Origin of the sequence: Sinorhizobium sp. CB7 (assembly GCF_041357635.1) — a bacterium.
Lineage (GTDB): Bacteria > Pseudomonadota > Alphaproteobacteria > Rhizobiales > Rhizobiaceae > Rhizobium.
On the sequence record NZ_JAULLL010000018.1, the window covers coordinates 36,574 to 52,787 of the forward strand.

Here is a 16,214-nt window from a genome sequence, read left to right on the forward strand (position 1 = left end):
TACCTTCACGCGACAGGCTTTAGCGCCGTGCAGCTGTGGGATCGAGCCCGAGGACGTCGGCCAGTGAATCAGCGCTCAAGCTGCATTTTGCGGCGGCGTTTGGCCTTTCTGACAGCGGACCGTATGAGTTTGATTGATTGCTGACCTACGCCTCTGAGTTTCAGCAGTTGCGCATCACTCATCGCGGAGGCCTCGCTCAACCGCAGAACGCCATTCGCGGCCAGGGAACGAACGACCCATTGCGGAAGACTGCTCATCGCCAGGAGATCTGTGCTATCTCCGGTAACACTTCCCTTTCCGCTTTGAGGTCGGCGCGGCATACGGGTCCAATGGCTTCACTATCCGAGATTTGCACCAAACATCTCTGACGCCCCTCTGTTCCAAGAAGACCCGCGGCTTTTGTGAAAAGAGTGCAAAGCGATTCCGGATGTCTTGACCGGGCTGGCGGCGCCGCTGCTCACAAGCGGGGAAACACGTTCTGGTGCGCTCGCAGCTCTCCTCGGACACGAGCCGGTTGAGATCGGCACTCATTGCTATCTTCGCCGTTCAGAATGGAGGGTGGTGCGGAAATCCTGTAGCTCGCTGGACCCGGTGACGATGCTCTCCAACGTGCGTAAAATGAAGCGGTGGAGCGTCGTATTTCTGACTTCAGTTCGCGGAATCGCGACAACTTCGTCCCGCAGCCGGCAAATTGGCCCGCCGACTGCCTGTGATCACGACAGTTGTTCCGCCTAGTTCACGGATTTCTCGGTCAGCTATGAACCCTCACGCTGGACTTGCCCGATAGGCGAGAACCAGCAGGATGTGTCGACGGCTGCTAGCCAAATGCTTCTGATCGCCCTATGACCTCTGATTTTGATCCGCAGGAACAGGAAGCAAAATGGCAGACCGCGAGCAGAGCAAGATCAGCACCTGGTACATAGATCCCGATGCCGAGGACAAGATGGCGGACGGGCATGCTCCGATCTGGCGTCACCTCATCGATCTTATCGTCGAGCGAGACCTTACGGGCAAAAGCGTTCTGGATTTCGGCTGCAACCAGGGCGGGCTGCTGCGGCACCTCTATGCAATGCGTCCCTTCCGGAAGGCTTTAGGGATCGATATTGCCGAAACGTCAGTCGCCAAGGCGGAGGCCCTGAAAGGCAATCTTCCGATTCAGCACGAAGTTGGTGGCAGCCTCAGCGGTTGGGACGAGCAGTTCGATCTCGCCATCAGTCACGAGGTGATCTATCTCGTTCCCGATATTGCGGCCCATGCAGCCGACATCTGGCGGGCATTGAGGCCTGGCGGCGTCTACTACGCAGTAACCGGTTGCCACACGGACAATCCGCTCTGGCCAAAATGGCGCGAGCTCGTCGCGAAGCGGACGAACACGGTTGTGCAGGACAGGTCGATCTCGGACTACGGGCGTGCTTTTCAGGATGCCGGTTTCAAGGTCTCCGGCCGCAAGCTTGAATATAACGGCTTCATTCCGTTCGTTGCCGACGGATGGACGCCGAACTTCGCCGACGCCCTTGACTATTATACGCAGACGAAGATCGTCTTCAGGCTGATCAAGAGCTAGTCCGCGGCACCTTCGTCAGCTCGACGTCGAGATGTGGTGGGCTTTCGGGGCTGACTCGCACGAAACGGCCTTTGATGCGGAAGATTTCCTGCACCAGGCCGCTGTCGGCAAGCCGCTCTGGCTGGCCGTCGAAGCGCAGCAGCCCTTTTTCGAGCAGTGAGATACGATCGCTGACAGCGATCGCCTGGTTTATGTCATGGATCGCCATGACGATCGTCACACCTCTTTCGCGGCTCAGCCGGTGCACCAAGTCGAGGATCTCGACCTGGTAGCCGATGTCGAGGAAGGATGTCGGTTCGTCCAGGAGGAGAATGCCGGCCTCCTGTGCAAGAGCCGCGGATATCCAGGCCCGCTGGCGTTCGCCGCCGGACAATTCTTGAAGCGGCCGATCTGCCAATTTAGCAAGTCCTGTGCTCTCCAGCGCCCATTCGATCGCCCTTTCGTCATCCGGTCCGTAGGAGCGAAACAGCCCGACATGTGGAAAGCGGCCCTGCCTCACCAATTGGGCCACAGTCATCTCGTCGGGGGCCGTCGGCTGCTGCGGAAGGAAGGCGAGTTTTTTGGCGAGCGACCTGCGTGACATCGATCCGACCGGAACTCCAGCAATTGTCGCACCGCCTGACGCAGGCTTGATTAATCCCGCCAGCGCATGGAGCGCCGTGCTCTTGCCCGAGCCGTTCGGGCCGATCAGCGCTCGGATTTCGCCTTTCTCAAGTGAAAGACTGAAATCTATGAGAGCCTTGCGCGTGCCGTAGGTGACCGAGAGATGGAAACAGGAGAGTATCATTTTGGTCTCACGTGGTTCTGCGCAGCAAGGCGAGCAGGAGCGGTACGCCGCAGACGGCAGTAACCACGCCGATCGGTATTTCCTCCGCCTGACCAAGGATGCGGCCGACGAGATCGCACAACATGACGACGATCGCCCCGAGCATGATCGTCAAGGCAAGTGACAGCCTGAAGTTTCGGCCGGCGATGAAGCGCGCCAGATGCGGAACAATCAGGCCGACGAAGACGATCGGCCCGACGGCTCCAACCGCGCTTGCCGCCAGCGCGCAGGACACCAGCAGCGCGATCGAGAACTGACGGCGATAGGAGAGGCCGAACGATTGCGCGACGGTCGCGTCGAACTGAAGGAGTTCAAGCGGACGGTAGATGACTGGAAGAAGGGCGAGACCGGTGATCGTGAACGGGAGGAGAAACAAAGCATGGTCCCACGTCCGGGCGTAAAGGCTGCCGGACAACCATTCGAGGATGATCTCTATGCGCTCCGATCCCCAGCCGGCGATCAGTCCGATGGCGGCGGCGTGTAGAACCGCGCCGATTGCAACGCCACACAGTGTTATCCTCAGCGCACTGAGTCCAAGCCGGAATGCCAGGATATAGATCACCCCTCCGGCCAGCATGCCGCCGACCATTCCCGCGGCAGGCAGCCAAGCTATGGGCAGTTGGGCGAGCGTATTGCCACCAGGATGGAAGATGTAGACTGTGAACAGCAAGAAGAGGGTAACCGACAGCGTGGCGCCTTGGGAGACCCCCATCAGCGATGGATCGGCCAGCGGATTTCTGGTGATCGTCTGGAGCGTATAGCCTGCCAGCGCAAAATGAATACCGGCGAGAATGCCGGTAATGATACGGGGCAGCCGGATGTCAAGGATGACGGAGCGCGCCTCGGTCGAGCCGTCACCCGTCAGAACCGCTGCGACATCCCACAGGGGTATGTCTGCGACCCCGAGAAACGTCGCGGTGGCGAGAGAAAGAAACGTTAGGGCAAGGATAGCGGGAACGAGCCATCCGCGCTCCTCTGCGGTGCGTCTCAAAGCAGTCGACATCATGCGGACTGACCTCCGAGGTCCAGTCGACCTTTCTGGACGAGATAGATGAAGATCGGCCCGCCCAGCATGGCGGTGATGATGCCGACGGGCAGCTCACGGGGGATTGCTGCGCTGCGCGCAATAACGTCCGCTGTGATCACGATCCATGCCCCGATCGCCGCGCATAATCCTATTTCCCACCCGGTGCCTTTTGGCTTGAGCAGGCGGGCAATGTGGGGCGACGCCAAGCCGACAAAGGCGACCGGCCCTGCTACGGGGGCGACGCCTGCCACTGGAATTACGGCCAGAACGAGCAGGAGCGGCTTCCACAGCGCAAGCCGCAGTCCCATTCCTGCGGCCGCATGGTCGCTCAGCATCAGCATGCTGATAACCCGTCTAAGAGCCACCGCGGACAATATGCCTATCGCCACCCAGGGCAACATATAGGCCAGATGCGACCACGTGCGGCCCTGAAAGCCGCCAGCCAGCCAAAACAGAAGCGACGCGGACTGCGGCCCTGTCAAAAGCAGCGCATAAGTGGTGACTGCGCTCAGGAAGAGGGAAACACTTACGCCGCCGAGCGCCAGTTGAAGCGGCTGGCCCTGTCCTCCACGTGATACCCAGAACGTCACCGAGGCGGCGGCCAGTCCACCCGCGAGCCCAATAAAGGGATAGTAGAGCGACGAGAGCCAAGGCAGGAAAACGAAACAGCAGACGATTGGCGTGACGGCACCGGCAGTGACCCCGGTGATGCCGGGATCGGCGAGCGGATTGCGGGTCAGGGTCTGAAGGACGTAACCGGAAACGGCAAGCCCGGCTCCGGCTGCCGCCGCCGTAAGACTGCGGGGTAATCGCAATGTCCAGACGAGGATGGACTCGATCTTGTCGTCGGGAGAAAACAGAACCCTGACTGCGGTCTCGATCGACAATGGCCTTGCACCGATAAGGAGGCCAACGACCAAGGCCATCACCGACAAGGTGAGGATGAGCCCTATGGCCAAGGACGTTTGCCGAGGACTCATCGCATTTATCCGCAAATTACTTCTGAACTTCAGCGGGAATGATCTTGGCCGCTTCCGTGCGGACGTCGACCGTCGGGAATTTGTCGGGATAGAGGTAGTGGGCAGCTTGCCGTAGCACGATCTCGCGTGCGATCGGGCCGTTCGTTTCCACCCACTGATCGCCAACGTAGAAGACCCGCTTGTTCTTCACAGCCGTCAACTGCGACCAGATGGGATTGCTCTCATGCGGACGATCCGGACCGGAATCGTAGATAAAAAGTACTTCCGGGTCCTTCTCCAGCATGGTCTCGAGGCTGAGATCCATGCCGAAGGGACCGCCAGGTTTCTTTGCACCGGCGATATTGTCGCCTCCAAGCGCGGTCACGATCGAGGCTGCGGTGTTTTCCGTATGGAATGCGAACGGTGTTGCACCACCCCACATGATTGCGAAGCGGGGATGTATATCCTTGGGTGCCTGGGCTGCGTAGTCGGCCAGATGCTTGCGGAAATCGGCGTTCAATTGCATTCCGCGTTCAGGCTTTCCAAGAAGCTTTGAAATCTCGGCGATCTCGCGGTCGCTCTCGTCGAGGAGCTCCATGTTATAGGCGACATACGGCGCGATGTTTTGAAGCTGCGCAGCATTTCCGATCGTATAGCGGCGAATAGCGATGATAAGGTCAGGCTTTGCTTCGGACAGAAGCTCCAGGTTGGGCTTGGCGCGCTGACCAATCTGCTTCATCTGCGAGGTCAATCCGAGGAGGAAGTCGGGCTGACGCCCGGCGGTCATATAGGTTGAGGCGACAGGTTTTACCCCCAGCGCCAAAGCGACGTCATCGGCGAAATAGGAGATCGAAGCGATCCGCTTCGGTTGGGCCGGGACCTGGACGGCGACGCCGCGATCGTCAGTGATAGTCACGATCTTGGCATCCTCCGCCGGGGCAGCCCCGGCCATCAGGATCGTGGAAAGCCCAAGGCTCATCGCCAACAAGCGTGTAGACAGATTCATTGTTAGACCTCCAACTCGTTCCGGCGCACGCTTAGTAAAAAAAGAGGAGTTTCACAATCATGAATTTGAGTTTGCTCGTGCACGGTGTTTTGGGAAACTCAGTTAACCCGGAGGAATGTCCGCTATTGGTGCGTTCCTGAAGCGCTTGGTCTCCCACTCATATGGCCCGTTAGAGCCATGCCGCGAGCTGATAACGGCAGACAGAATCATGAACCGGGCGTCTTTACCGGACATCGGCATCGCCGCTCCACACGTCGCGGGCGATAATGCTGACAGCAGGGCGGGAGGAGCATCAATAGGCCCTCCGCATGCGGCGCTGACCGCGGCGATTGCCGTATATCCTGATTGACGGCTTCCCGAGATTGGGAATAGCTCTAGATTGATTGCGCGTAGCAACTCTCGAGGTAGACATGCCCAGCTTTACAATCATTGGAGCAGGGGCAATGGGAAGCGCCATTGCCAAACGGCTGATCGATCACGGCGGCACGGTTCTCACCTATCTCGAAGGCAGAAGCGAGCGGACGATCGCGAGGGCGAAGGCTGCGGGCATGGTGCCGGTCGGTCGACAGGATCTCGTGAAGTCCGAACTGATCATGTCGATTGTACCCCCGGCCGAGGCTATTACGGTCGCCGAACTGATCGCAGGCGCGTCATCATATCTGCCGGCGGCTCCGCCATTTATGGATTGCAATGCGATCGCGCCCAAGACGATGCAGCAGGTGGCCGCGCGGTTTCAGGGCAGCGGCATGGAAGTGCTGGATGGCGCTATCATTGGCGGCCCACCTCTGCCAGGCAAGATTGGTCCAACCATCTATGTGAGCGGTGACACCGCGGATCGAACGAAACTCCTCGCAGATTACGGGCTGCATGTTCGCCACTGTGATGGTCCGCTGGGCGCGGCCTCGGCCCTGAAGATGTGCTATGCGGGCATCAACAAAGGGTTTATCGGCCTCGGCACCGCAATGCTGCTTGCCGCTTCCCGTTCGGGTGCAGCCGAAGGCCTGAGGATGGAGCTATCGGAAAGTCTTCCGGAGCTTGAACGCAAACTTACGAAATCTGTACCGGATATGTACCCAAAGGCCTACCGATGGGTGGCCGAAATGCATGAGATCGGTGATTTCCTGGGAGACGATGACCCTGCGGCCCGGATTTTTCGCGGCATGGCGGATGTCTTCGCCAGGATGGCCAAGGATGCCGACGAGGGCGGCGAGCTCGCGCGGCAACTGGATGCAATATTGGATGCCACAGAGAGCGGTTCCAACTAGGCTCGACGATTGATAGTACAGCCTTGAGTGTGTTGTCCTGGCTTCCAATCTCGATAATAGTGTCGGCGGGCAAAGAAAGGTCTTGAATCGCCCCTCCCCGAATCGTGTGCAAGCGTGTCATCCGGCGAAGCGCCGGATACCTTGAACTCTGTGATCGCAGTACCAACTTAGGTGTTGTGCGGTTGCAGCAAAATTAACTTGTCCTTGCCGCAGCGCAGCAATAGAAGGTTACCGGCATCTTAACCGATGCGAAACCACCAACTCTGGAGAAAATTAAAACGACATTTTGCTGAAACATGCAGAGAAGGAGTCTTCCATGTCCATTTCACTCAATAAATTGGACCATTCCGGTTCCACCGCGGTTAACATGGACGCGGTAGGAGTTAAGGTCAGAGCATTACGGGAGTCCGTCGGCTACAGCATCGAAGACCTGGCGGTCACATGTGGCCTGACCAACTCCGAAATATCAGACATCGAAGAGGGACGTGATAGCGATCCCGCGAAACTGAGAAGGATCGCCTCGGCGCTCCAGGTTTCACTGTCTGCCTTTCTTGGCGCCGACGAGTGAGAAAATACTGTCAACCGATAGTCTCGGATAAGAAACCCGCGGACCATCTTCAGCACGCCGCCTGTTACCCGCGGCAATAGTCATTACATAAGAATAGCTAAAGCCTCGATTTGCATGAGGCTTACTCGAACCCAATCGCCGTCTTTGGTCGTGTCGGCGATCTTTGCTCCGGAGTTCCTCGCTGGACGGCCACAAATTCCCGCGATCGCATCATACCGGTTATGCAGTCGATAAAACGTCGGGAAGGTTCCGTTTCAGAACGTGGCCGCCATGTACCCCCCATGGCGGCCATTTTTGTTTCCCTTCAGGAGCCCCCCGGCGCGGAAGCTCGTCGCGATCAATCAGGCCAAGCGCGGATTTCCGTCAAAACAGGTCACGCAAGACCGCTTTCTTTTGCATTCCGGCGTCATATGTTAAAGCGAGGCGGCGCGGTCTTTGCGACGCGTTACGAAGAGGAGGACCTGGTGTTCCATCCCAAGCTTTTCGACAATCGCAATGTTGTCGTGACCGGGGCAGGCAGTGGTATCGGCCTTGAAGTTGCACGGCAATTTCTCGATTGCGGCGCACGGGTGATCGTCCACACGGGACGAGAGCGAGAGCGCGAGCTGCCGGACTTCCTGCTAATGGCCGAAAGCGAACGACGCGCATTTCTGTTGTCAGGTAATTTCGTGGCGGAAGATGGGGTCACGGCTTTCGCCACCGCGGCCGCAGATCTTTTCGACCGCGTGGATGTCCTCGTCAATAATGCGGGCACGATGGTGGGCCGTTTTCCGGCGGACGAACTCACGGACGCGCAATATGAAACCATCGTTCGGCTCAATCAGACTTCGGTGGTCAAGCTGACACGCGCTCTGCTTCCGCTTCTGCGAGCCTCGGGCTCAGCTGCGATCGTCAACACGGTTTCGATCTCGGCGTTGACCGGAGGCAGTCCTGGGTCGGCCATCTACTCCGCCTCGAAGGCTTTCGTCGCAACCTATTCGAAAGCACTGGCGCGCGAACTCGCTCCTGATGGCATTCGCGTCAATTGCGTTTCTCCCGGAACCATATCCACGAATTTCCACGAGCGTTATTCTTCCAAAGAAAAGCTGGAGCAGACCCGGAAGAGTATTCCGCTGCAGCGGCTCGGAACACCGGAGGATTGCGCGCCGGCTTATCTTTTCCTCGCCTCGCCTCTACTGTCCGGTTATATTACAGGACAGACTATCGAAATTAACGGCGGACAGCTTATCTGCTGATTTGTTTGGACTTTTTTTGGTATTCAATAATTTACCCCAGTTTTGGGTTATAAATATGCTATTAACCAAATTCCCTTATTTTTCTTTCCGACAGAGACTACGGAATGTCTTTGCCCAGACTGAAACCGGGAATGACCGGTGAAGAGTTGCAGAAAATCACCGCCGAGGCGCGCCGCGCCGGAGCCCTTTTGAAAGTACTGTCCCACCAGACCCGCCTTCTCATACTCTGCATTCTGGCAGATGGGGAAAAGACCGTGGGTGAGATGGAGACGATCCTGAACATCCAGCAAGCCATGGTATCGCAGCAGCTTGCCCGCCTCAGGATGGAGCGGTTGGTCAGCACGCGACGGAATGGCCGCCTCGTCTATTACAGCATCGCCAATGCCCACGTGACGGCCCTCGTGGCGTCGCTCTTCGGCATGTTTCAGCCAGGCGAAGGCTGATATTCCCTCACGGATCATGAATTTGCCAAACGCCACGAAAGTGGGAATGCTTAGGCAGGGCTGCAGCGCCGTGCGTCTAAAGCCTGTCGCGTGAAGGTAGGCTCACGCGACAGGCTTTAGCTTGTTGTTTTCATGCATGTCGTCGCCGCAAAACCGCTGCACACTTTTGCGCGACATGCATTAATAAGACGCACAAGGTCGCAAACGCGCCGATAGCCGCAACCGAGGACAGAAGGGCAGGGAAATGGATGATCGACAAGCTGGAATTCTTCATAGCGCTTGCCAATGAGAAGCATTTCGGACGGGCTGCGGAGGAATGCGGCATATCGCAGCCGACGCTTTCTGCGGCGATCCGTCAGCTCGAAGACCAGTTAGGGGTCATGCTCGTCCAGCGCGGCTCACGCTACCAGGGCCTGACGCCAGAAGGGCAGCGGGTTCTTGAATGGGCGCGGCGAATCGTCGGCGATGCCCGCACGATGCGCGAGGAGATGCGCACTGCCCGCAAGGGGCTTTCCGGCCATATGCGCCTGGCTGCCATTCCGACCGCTCTTGCCATGCTGCCGAGGATCACTACGCCCTTCCAGGAGCGGCATCCGGACGTGACCTTCTCCATCGTGTCGCGGAATTCGCTGCAGGTGCTGAGCATGCTCGAAAATCTGGAGATCGATGCGGGCATCACCTATCTGGAAAACGAGCCTCTCGGGCGGGTCACTGCCGTTCCCCTCTATGCCGAACGCTATACCCTGATTACAGCAGCCGGCAGCCCGCTCTCCGACCGCGAGCAGGTTACCTGGAACGAAGTGGGCAATCTTCGGCTTTGTCTATTGACGGCGGACATGCAGAACCGCCGCATTATCAACCGGCACCTGGAGGAAGCAGGCGCGACAGCGAAACCGACACTCGAGTCAAACTCGATGATCGTCCTATTCTCGCATGTTCGAACGGGGCGCTGGGCCAGTATCATGCCGCAAAATATCGCCAAGTCCTTCGGATTTCCCGCTGAAATCCGCATGATTCCGATCGTCGAGCCGGAAGCCCACCATTTGGTGGGACTGGTTGCGACCCACCGGGAGCCATTCACACCGCTCGTGTCGGCATTGTTGCATGAGGCGAGATTGCTCGCAAAGGACGAGGAAAATCTGATAGAAATTTCCTATCAATCCACGGAACAACGTTATTGATCCGAAGGCCCGTCGCTGAGACAGTTACGGGATCGAAATGTGTGTGTCTGCAACCGGTTCCGGGGGAGAGCCTGTTGAGGCTAGTCAATGCATAACATTGCAGGCCTATGGGAGGGCTGCTGATGAATGTTCATATCGCCCAAGGCGATATCGCCGAGCGCGCCCGCGCCATTATAGGTAATCTGAAATCTCTCGAAGGACCATTGCTGCCGATCCTGCACCAGATCCAGGACGAGTTCGGCTACGTGCCGCAGGAGGCACTGCCGGTGATCGCAAGCGAGCTCAATCTTTCGCGAGCCGAGGTTCACGGCGTCGTGACCTTCTATCACGACTATCGCGACCATCCGGCCGGGCGCCATGTCCTGAAGCTCTGTCGTGCGGAAGCCTGTCAATCCATGGGTGGCGACCAGCTTGCTGAGCGCGTCAAACAGCTTCTTGGCATCGATTTTCACCAGACGTCGCTTGACGGCAGCGTGACGCTGGAGCCGGTCTACTGTCTGGGGCTCTGCGCCTGTGCGCCGACCGCCATGCTGGACGGCGAGGTCTATGGCCGCGTGGACGATACTATCGCGGCCGAGCTAGTTGCGGAGGTGCGTCGATGACGGTGACGATATTCGTTCCGCGCGACGCCGCGGCTCTTGCACTCGGGGCTGAACGGGTCGCCAAGGCGATCTCGCAGGAGATCGCGGCGCGCGGTCTCGACGCGAAGGTCGTGCGCAACGGCTCACGCGGCATGTTCTGGCTGGAGCCGCTGGTCGAAGTCGAAACGGCTGAGGGGCGTATCGCCTATGGTCCGGTAAAGCCGGGCGATGTCGCCGGTCTTTTCGATGCAGGTCTTCTCGAAGGTGCGCCGCATCCCCTCTGTCTTGGCGCGACCGAAGAGATCGATTTTCTCAAGCGGCAGACCCGCCTGACGTTTGCCCGCTGCGGTATCACCGATCCTCTGTCGCTCGATGATTATCGCGCGCATCAGGGCCTTGCCGGTCTTCAGAAGGCCGTAGCCATGGCTGGCGCCGATATCGTCAAGGAAGTGACTGATTCGGGTCTGCGCGGCCGCGGCGGGGCGGGCTTTCCGACTGGCATCAAATGGAAGACCGTGGCCGATGCGGTCGGCCCGCGAAAATACATCGTCTGCAACGCCGATGAAGGCGATAGCGGCACCTTTGCCGACCGGATGATCATGGAAGGCGATCCCTTCGTGCTCATCGAAGGCATGGCGATCGCGGGGCTTGCGACCGGCGCGATCAAGGGCTTCATCTATACGCGTTCAGAATATCCGCATGCGATCCGCGTCATGACCGAGGCGATCGAGATCGCGCGCGATGCAGGCATTCTCGGTCCATCGGTGCTCGGCTCCGGCAAGGCGTTCGACATCGAGGTGCGTATGGGCGCCGGCGCCTATGTCTGCGGTGAGGAGACGGCTCTGCTCAACAGCCTGGAGGGCAAGCGCGGCATCGTGCGCGCCAAGCCGCCGCTGCCCGCGCACAAGGGGCTCTTCGACTGTCCGACGGTCATCAACAATGTCATTTCGCTTGCCTCAGTGCCGGTCATCCTGGAGAGAGGCGCCGCGTTCTATCGCGATTTCGGCATGGGTCGGTCGCGTGGCACGATCCCCCTCCAGATCGCCGGCAACGTCAGGCATGGCGGCCTGTTCGAAACGGCTTTCGGACTTTCCCTGGGCGAGATCGTCGACGGGATCGCCGGCGGCACGGCAACGGGCCGGCCGGTGAGAGCAGTGCAGGTCGGCGGGCCGCTCGGAGCCTATTTCCCGCGCGCCCTGTTCGACACGCCTTTCGACTATGAATCCTTTGCCGCCAAGGACGGCCTCATCGGCCATGCCGGTATCGTGGTCTTCGACGACACCGTCGACATGCTGAAGCAGGCGCGCTTTGCCATGGAATTCTGCGGGATCGAAAGCTGCGGCAAATGCACGCCCTGCCGCATCGGTTCGATCCGCGGCGTGGAAACGGCCGACAAGATCGCGCAGGGCATCGAGCCGGAGAAGAACCGGGCGCTGCTTGCCGATCTTTGCAACACGATGAAGTTCGGTTCGCTCTGTGCGCTCGGCGGCTTCACGCCCTATCCCGTCGTCAGCGCCATGACGCACTTCCCCGAAGATTTTGTCCCGACACCCCTTATCGAAGCGGCGGAGTAAGACCATGCCTCTCGTCCCAGAAATCGATTACGGAACGCCCGCCGCCAGATCCGAAACCATGGTGACCCTCACCATCGACGGCCGGCAGGTCACTGTGCCCGAGGGCACATCGATCATGCGCGCCTCGATGGAGGCCGGCATCGAGGTGCCGAAGCTCTGCGCCACCGATATGATGGACGCCTTCGGCTCCTGCCGGCTCTGTCTCGTCGAGATCGACGGTCGCAACGGCACGCCGGCCTCCTGCACGACGCCGGTGGCGCCAGGCTTGGTCGTCCATACCCAGACGAACCGGCTGAAAGATATCCGGCGCGGCGTGATGGAGCTCTATATTTCCGACCATCCCCTCGACTGCCTCACTTGCGCGGCCAATGGCGATTGCGAATTGCAGGACATGGCCGGCGCGGTCGGATTGCGTGACGTGCGTTACGGCTATGATGGCGACAACCACGTCAAGGCTCGCAACAACGGCGACATCAATCTTAAATGGATGCCGAAGGACGAGTCGAACCCCTATTTCACCTATGACCCTTCGAAGTGCATCGTCTGCTCGCGCTGCGTTCGTGCCTGCGAGGAAGTGCAGGGAACCTTCGCGCTGACGATCGAGGGACGCGGCTTCGACTCGCGTGTCTCGTCGGGCATGCACGAAGATTTCATCGATAGCGAATGCGTCTCCTGCGGCGCCTGCGTGCAGGCCTGCCCGACGGCGACGCTGACGGAAAAATCGGTAATCCAGATCGGCCAGCCGGAACATTCTGTCGTGACGACCTGCGCCTATTGCGGCGTCGGCTGTTCCTTCAAGGCGGAAATGCGCGGCGAGGAACTGGTGCGGATGGTGCCCTACAAGGACGGGCAGGCAAACCGCGGCCATTCCTGCGTCAAGGGTCGTTTCGCCTACGGCTATTCGACGCACAAGGATCGTATCCTCAACCCCATGATCCGCGAAAAGGTCACCGACCCCTGGCGTGAAGTGACCTGGGAAGAAGCTTACGCACATGTCGCTTCCGAGTTCCGGCGCATTCAATACCAGTATGGTCGTGACTCTGTCGGTGGCATCACCTCGTCGCGCTGCACCAACGAAGAAACCTTCCTGGTCCAAAAGCTGGTGCGCGCCGGCTTCGGCAACAACAATGTCGATACCTGCGCCCGCGTCTGCCATTCGCCGACCGGCTATGGCCTCGGCCAGGCCTTCGGGACCTCGGCCGGCACCCAGGATTTTGACAGCGTCGAGCACTCCGACGTCGTCATCGTGATCGGCGCCAACCCCACGGACGGGCATCCTGTCTTCGGTTCGCGACTGAAGAAGCGGTTGCGCCAGGGCGCCAAGCTGATCGTCATCGATCCGCGCCGGATCGACCTCGTGCGCACGCCGCATGTCGAAGCCTCCTACCATCTGCCGCTGAAGCCCGGCACGAATGTGGCCATACTGACGGCTCTGGCGCACGTGATCGTCACTGAGGGCTTGTTCGACGAGGCCTTCATCCGTGAGCGCTGCGACTGGTCGGAATTTGAGGACTGGGCGGCCTTCGTCTCCGAACCGCAGCATAGCCCGGAGGAAACGGAGAAATTTACCGGCGTTCCGGCCGATCTGGTGCGTGGCGCCGCCCGGCTCTATGCCACTGGTGGCAATGGCGCCATCTACTACGGCCTCGGGGTCACTGAGCACAGCCAGGGCTCGACCACCGTCATGGCCATCGCCAATCTCGCCATGGTGACCGGAAATATCGGCCGCCCCGGCGTCGGCGTAAATCCGCTGCGCGGCCAGAACAATGTGCAGGGCTCCTGCGACATGGGTTCCTTCCCGCACGAGCTGCCGGGATATCGGCACATCTCGGATGACGCGACCCGCGACATCTTCGAGAAGCTTTGGGGTGTTAAGCTCAACGAGGAACCTGGTCTGCGTATCCCGAATATGCTGGATGCCGCCGTCGAGGGCACGTTCAAGGGCCTCTACATTCAGGGAGAGGACATCCTGCAGTCAGATCCGGACACGAAGCATGTCGCAGCCGGCCTTGCGGCGATGGAATGCGTGGTCGTCCAGGATCTCTTCCTGAACGAGACCGCCAACTATGCGCATGTCTTCCTGCCGGGTTCGACCTTCCTTGAAAAGGACGGCACCTTCACCAATGCCGAGCGGCGCATCAATCGCGTCCGCAAGGTCATGACCCCGCGCAACGGTTACGCCGACTGGGAGATCACCCAGAAGCTCGCCCAGGCCATGGGCATGAACTGGAACTATCAGCATCCATCCGAAATCATGGACGAAATCGCCGCAACGACTCCAAGTTTCGCGCTGGTGTCCTATGATTATCTGGAGAAGATGGGTTCGGTGCAGTGGCCCTGCAACGAGAAGTTCCCGGAAGGCTCGCCGATCATGCACGTCAACGGCTTCGTCCGCGGCAAAGGCAAGTTCATCCGCACCGAATATGTGGCGACCGACGAACGCACAGGGCCGCGCTTCCCACTGCTTCTGACGACCGGCCGTATCCTCAGCCAGTACAATGTCGGCGCGCAGACGCGGCGTACCGATAACGTCGTCTGGCACGCGGAAGACCGGCTGGAGATTCACCCGCATGACGCCGAACAGCGTGGCATCCGCGACGGCGACTGGATCAAGCTCGCCAGCCGCTCCGGCGACACGACGTTGAGAGCACTGATCACCGATCGCGTCGCGCCCGGCGTCGTCTACACGACGTTCCATCATCCGAACACGCAGGCAAACGTCATCACCACCGACTTCTCTGACTGGGCGACCAATTGCCCGGAATACAAGGTGACGGCGGTTCAGGTGTCACCTTCCAACGGACCGACGGAATGGCAGATCGAATATGACGAGCAGGCGCGGCAATCCCGCCGGATCGCCAGCAAGCTCGAGGCGGCGGAATAATGCCGGAACGGCCGACGCGCATCGCTGTCAAACGCATCGCCAGAAAGGGCGGTGTCGTCGTCCCCGGCGAACGCATCGTACCCGAGGAGGTGCCGATCGCCTTTTCCTATGGCGGTTCAGCGCATGCGGTGATGATGGGGACGCCGGCCGATCTCAAGGATTTTGCATTTGGCTTCAGCTTGACCGAAGGCATCATCTCGGACGCCGACGAAATAGTTGCGGTCGAAATCATTGAAGACGAGCAGGGTATCGACATCCAGGTCACCCTTGTCGATGACGCGGCCGAGGCATTGCGCCTTCGCCGGCGGCATATGGCCGGGCCCGTCGGCTGCGGCCTTTGCGGTATCGAATCCATCGAACAGGCCGTACGCAAGGTGCCGGACGTCTCGCGAGTGAAGCTGACACTCTCGCATGAAGATGTCGTTCGCGCCGTTTCACTGCTGAACGGATCGCAGCCGCTCCATCGCGAAACCCGCGCCGTTCACGGTGCCGGGTTTTATATTCCCGGCAATGGACCTGATCACGGCATTGTCGCTGTACGCGAGGACGTCGGCCGGCACAATGCGCTCGACAAGCTGTGCGGCGCGGTTGTCCGGTCCGGTCTCCATGGCCGCGAGGGTGCCGTCGCCGTCACCAGCCGCCTCTCGGTGGAAATGGTGCAGAAGGCGGCAATCCTCGGCAGTCCCGTCCTTATAGCCATCTCCGCGCCGACCGCGCTTGCCATTCGCACGGCCGAGGAGGCAGGCATGACGCTGATCGCATTGGTGAGGGACGAGGATTTCGAAATCTTCACGCATCCAGACCGCATTCATCCGGGAAAGATCACCGATGTCGCATGAGCAGACGCAACGCAAACTGATCTACATGGCCAACCAGATCGCCACCTTCTTCAAGACCCAGCCGCAAAGCGAAGCGGCGCAGGGCGTGGCAACCCACATCAACAAGTTCTGGGAGCCCAGGATGCGCCGGCAGCTTTTCGCCCATCTCGACAGCGGTGGCGAAGGCCTGGATCCGCTCGTCATCGAAGCTTCCGCCAAGATCAAGAGACCGGAGCCACTCAAGGCGGCCGGCTGACTATTTTTGCTTTCGCCGCCGCCTCTG

At 59.6% G+C, this 16,214-nt stretch carries 15 protein-coding genes; 11 read left to right on the forward strand and 4 right to left on the reverse strand.

Going from position 1 to position 16,214, the window contains the following annotated elements; translation table 11 throughout:
• Positions 1 to 880 precede the first annotated feature (880 nt).
• Positions 881 to 1,564 (forward strand): class I SAM-dependent methyltransferase, encoded by a 684-nt coding sequence (locus AAE029_RS27715; protein WP_371076129.1) that lies wholly within the window; start codon positions 881 to 883, stop codon positions 1,562 to 1,564.
• Here the strand turns inward: AAE029_RS27715 and AAE029_RS27720 are convergent.
• The 4 genes from AAE029_RS27720 to AAE029_RS27735 are packed head-to-tail and all read right to left on the reverse strand — an operon-like array spanning position 1,554 to position 5,382.
• Positions 1,554 to 2,351 carry an ABC transporter ATP-binding protein gene (locus AAE029_RS27720; RefSeq protein ID WP_371076130.1) on the reverse strand — a complete coding sequence of 266 codons (798 nt, stop codon included), beginning with the start codon at positions 2,349 to 2,351 and terminating at the stop codon, positions 1,554 to 1,556. The genes AAE029_RS27715 and AAE029_RS27720 overlap by 11 nt on opposite strands.
• Before the next feature lie 7 nt (positions 2,352 to 2,358).
• Positions 2,359 to 3,393, reverse strand: a complete 1,035-nt coding sequence (locus tag AAE029_RS27725) for a FecCD family ABC transporter permease (RefSeq protein WP_371076230.1) — start codon at positions 3,391 to 3,393, stop codon at positions 2,359 to 2,361.
• The gene (locus AAE029_RS27730) at positions 3,393 to 4,397 is read right to left on the reverse strand and encodes a FecCD family ABC transporter permease (protein ID WP_371076131.1); all 1,005 of its coding nucleotides are present in this window, start codon (positions 4,395 to 4,397) and stop codon (positions 3,393 to 3,395) included. The genes AAE029_RS27725 and AAE029_RS27730 overlap by 1 nt, the downstream gene beginning before the upstream one ends.
• A 16-nt stretch (positions 4,398 to 4,413) precedes the next feature.
• Positions 4,414 to 5,382, reverse strand: a complete 969-nt coding sequence (locus AAE029_RS27735) for an ABC transporter substrate-binding protein (RefSeq protein ID WP_371076132.1) — start codon at positions 5,380 to 5,382, stop codon at positions 4,414 to 4,416.
• Positions 5,383 to 5,792: 410 nt separating this feature from the next.
• Here AAE029_RS27735 and AAE029_RS27740 point away from each other — a divergent pair, with 410 nt between their 5' ends.
• The 10 genes from AAE029_RS27740 to AAE029_RS27785 all read left to right on the forward strand — a co-directional run bounded on the left by AAE029_RS27740 (position 5,793) and on the right by AAE029_RS27785 (position 16,187).
• Entirely contained in the window at positions 5,793 to 6,647 is an 855-nt protein-coding gene (locus AAE029_RS27740; RefSeq protein WP_371076133.1) for a DUF1932 domain-containing protein, read from the forward strand.
• 316 nt (positions 6,648 to 6,963) lie between these two features.
• The gene (locus tag AAE029_RS27745) at positions 6,964 to 7,215 is read left to right on the forward strand and encodes a helix-turn-helix domain-containing protein (RefSeq protein ID WP_371076134.1); all 252 of its coding nucleotides are present in this window, start codon (positions 6,964 to 6,966) and stop codon (positions 7,213 to 7,215) included.
• 464 nt (positions 7,216 to 7,679) lie between these two features.
• The gene (locus AAE029_RS27750) at positions 7,680 to 8,450 is read left to right on the forward strand and encodes an SDR family NAD(P)-dependent oxidoreductase (protein ID WP_371076135.1); all 771 of its coding nucleotides are present in this window, start codon (positions 7,680 to 7,682) and stop codon (positions 8,448 to 8,450) included.
• Between the two features lie 104 nt (positions 8,451 to 8,554).
• Positions 8,555 to 8,893: an ArsR/SmtB family transcription factor gene (locus AAE029_RS27755; protein ID WP_371076136.1), complete on the forward strand. Its 339-nt coding sequence runs from the start codon at positions 8,555 to 8,557 to the stop codon at positions 8,891 to 8,893.
• A gap of 248 nt (positions 8,894 to 9,141) precedes the next feature.
• Positions 9,142 to 10,074, forward strand: a complete 933-nt coding sequence (locus AAE029_RS27760; RefSeq protein ID WP_371076137.1) for a LysR family transcriptional regulator — start codon at positions 9,142 to 9,144, stop codon at positions 10,072 to 10,074.
• Between the two features lie 122 nt (positions 10,075 to 10,196).
• The gene (locus AAE029_RS27765) at positions 10,197 to 10,676 is read left to right on the forward strand and encodes a formate dehydrogenase subunit gamma (RefSeq protein WP_371076138.1); all 480 of its coding nucleotides are present in this window, start codon (positions 10,197 to 10,199) and stop codon (positions 10,674 to 10,676) included.
• Entirely contained in the window at positions 10,673 to 12,229 is a 1,557-nt protein-coding gene (locus tag AAE029_RS27770) for a formate dehydrogenase beta subunit (RefSeq protein ID WP_371076139.1), read from the forward strand. The genes AAE029_RS27765 and AAE029_RS27770 overlap by 4 nt, the downstream gene beginning before the upstream one ends.
• A gap of 4 nt (positions 12,230 to 12,233) precedes the next feature.
• On the forward strand, positions 12,234 to 15,113 hold the full coding sequence (gene fdhF, locus AAE029_RS27775) for a formate dehydrogenase subunit alpha (protein WP_371076140.1): 2,880 nt from the start codon (positions 12,234 to 12,236) through the stop codon (positions 15,111 to 15,113).
• On the forward strand, positions 15,113 to 15,952 hold the full coding sequence (fdhD, locus tag AAE029_RS27780; protein ID WP_371076141.1) for a formate dehydrogenase accessory sulfurtransferase FdhD: 840 nt from the start codon (positions 15,113 to 15,115) through the stop codon (positions 15,950 to 15,952). The genes fdhF and fdhD overlap by 1 nt, the downstream gene beginning before the upstream one ends.
• Positions 15,942 to 16,187 carry a formate dehydrogenase subunit delta gene (locus AAE029_RS27785; protein WP_371076142.1) on the forward strand — a complete coding sequence of 82 codons (246 nt, stop codon included), beginning with the start codon at positions 15,942 to 15,944 and terminating at the stop codon, positions 16,185 to 16,187. The genes fdhD and AAE029_RS27785 overlap by 11 nt, the downstream gene beginning before the upstream one ends.
• Positions 16,188 to 16,214 lie beyond the last annotated feature (27 nt).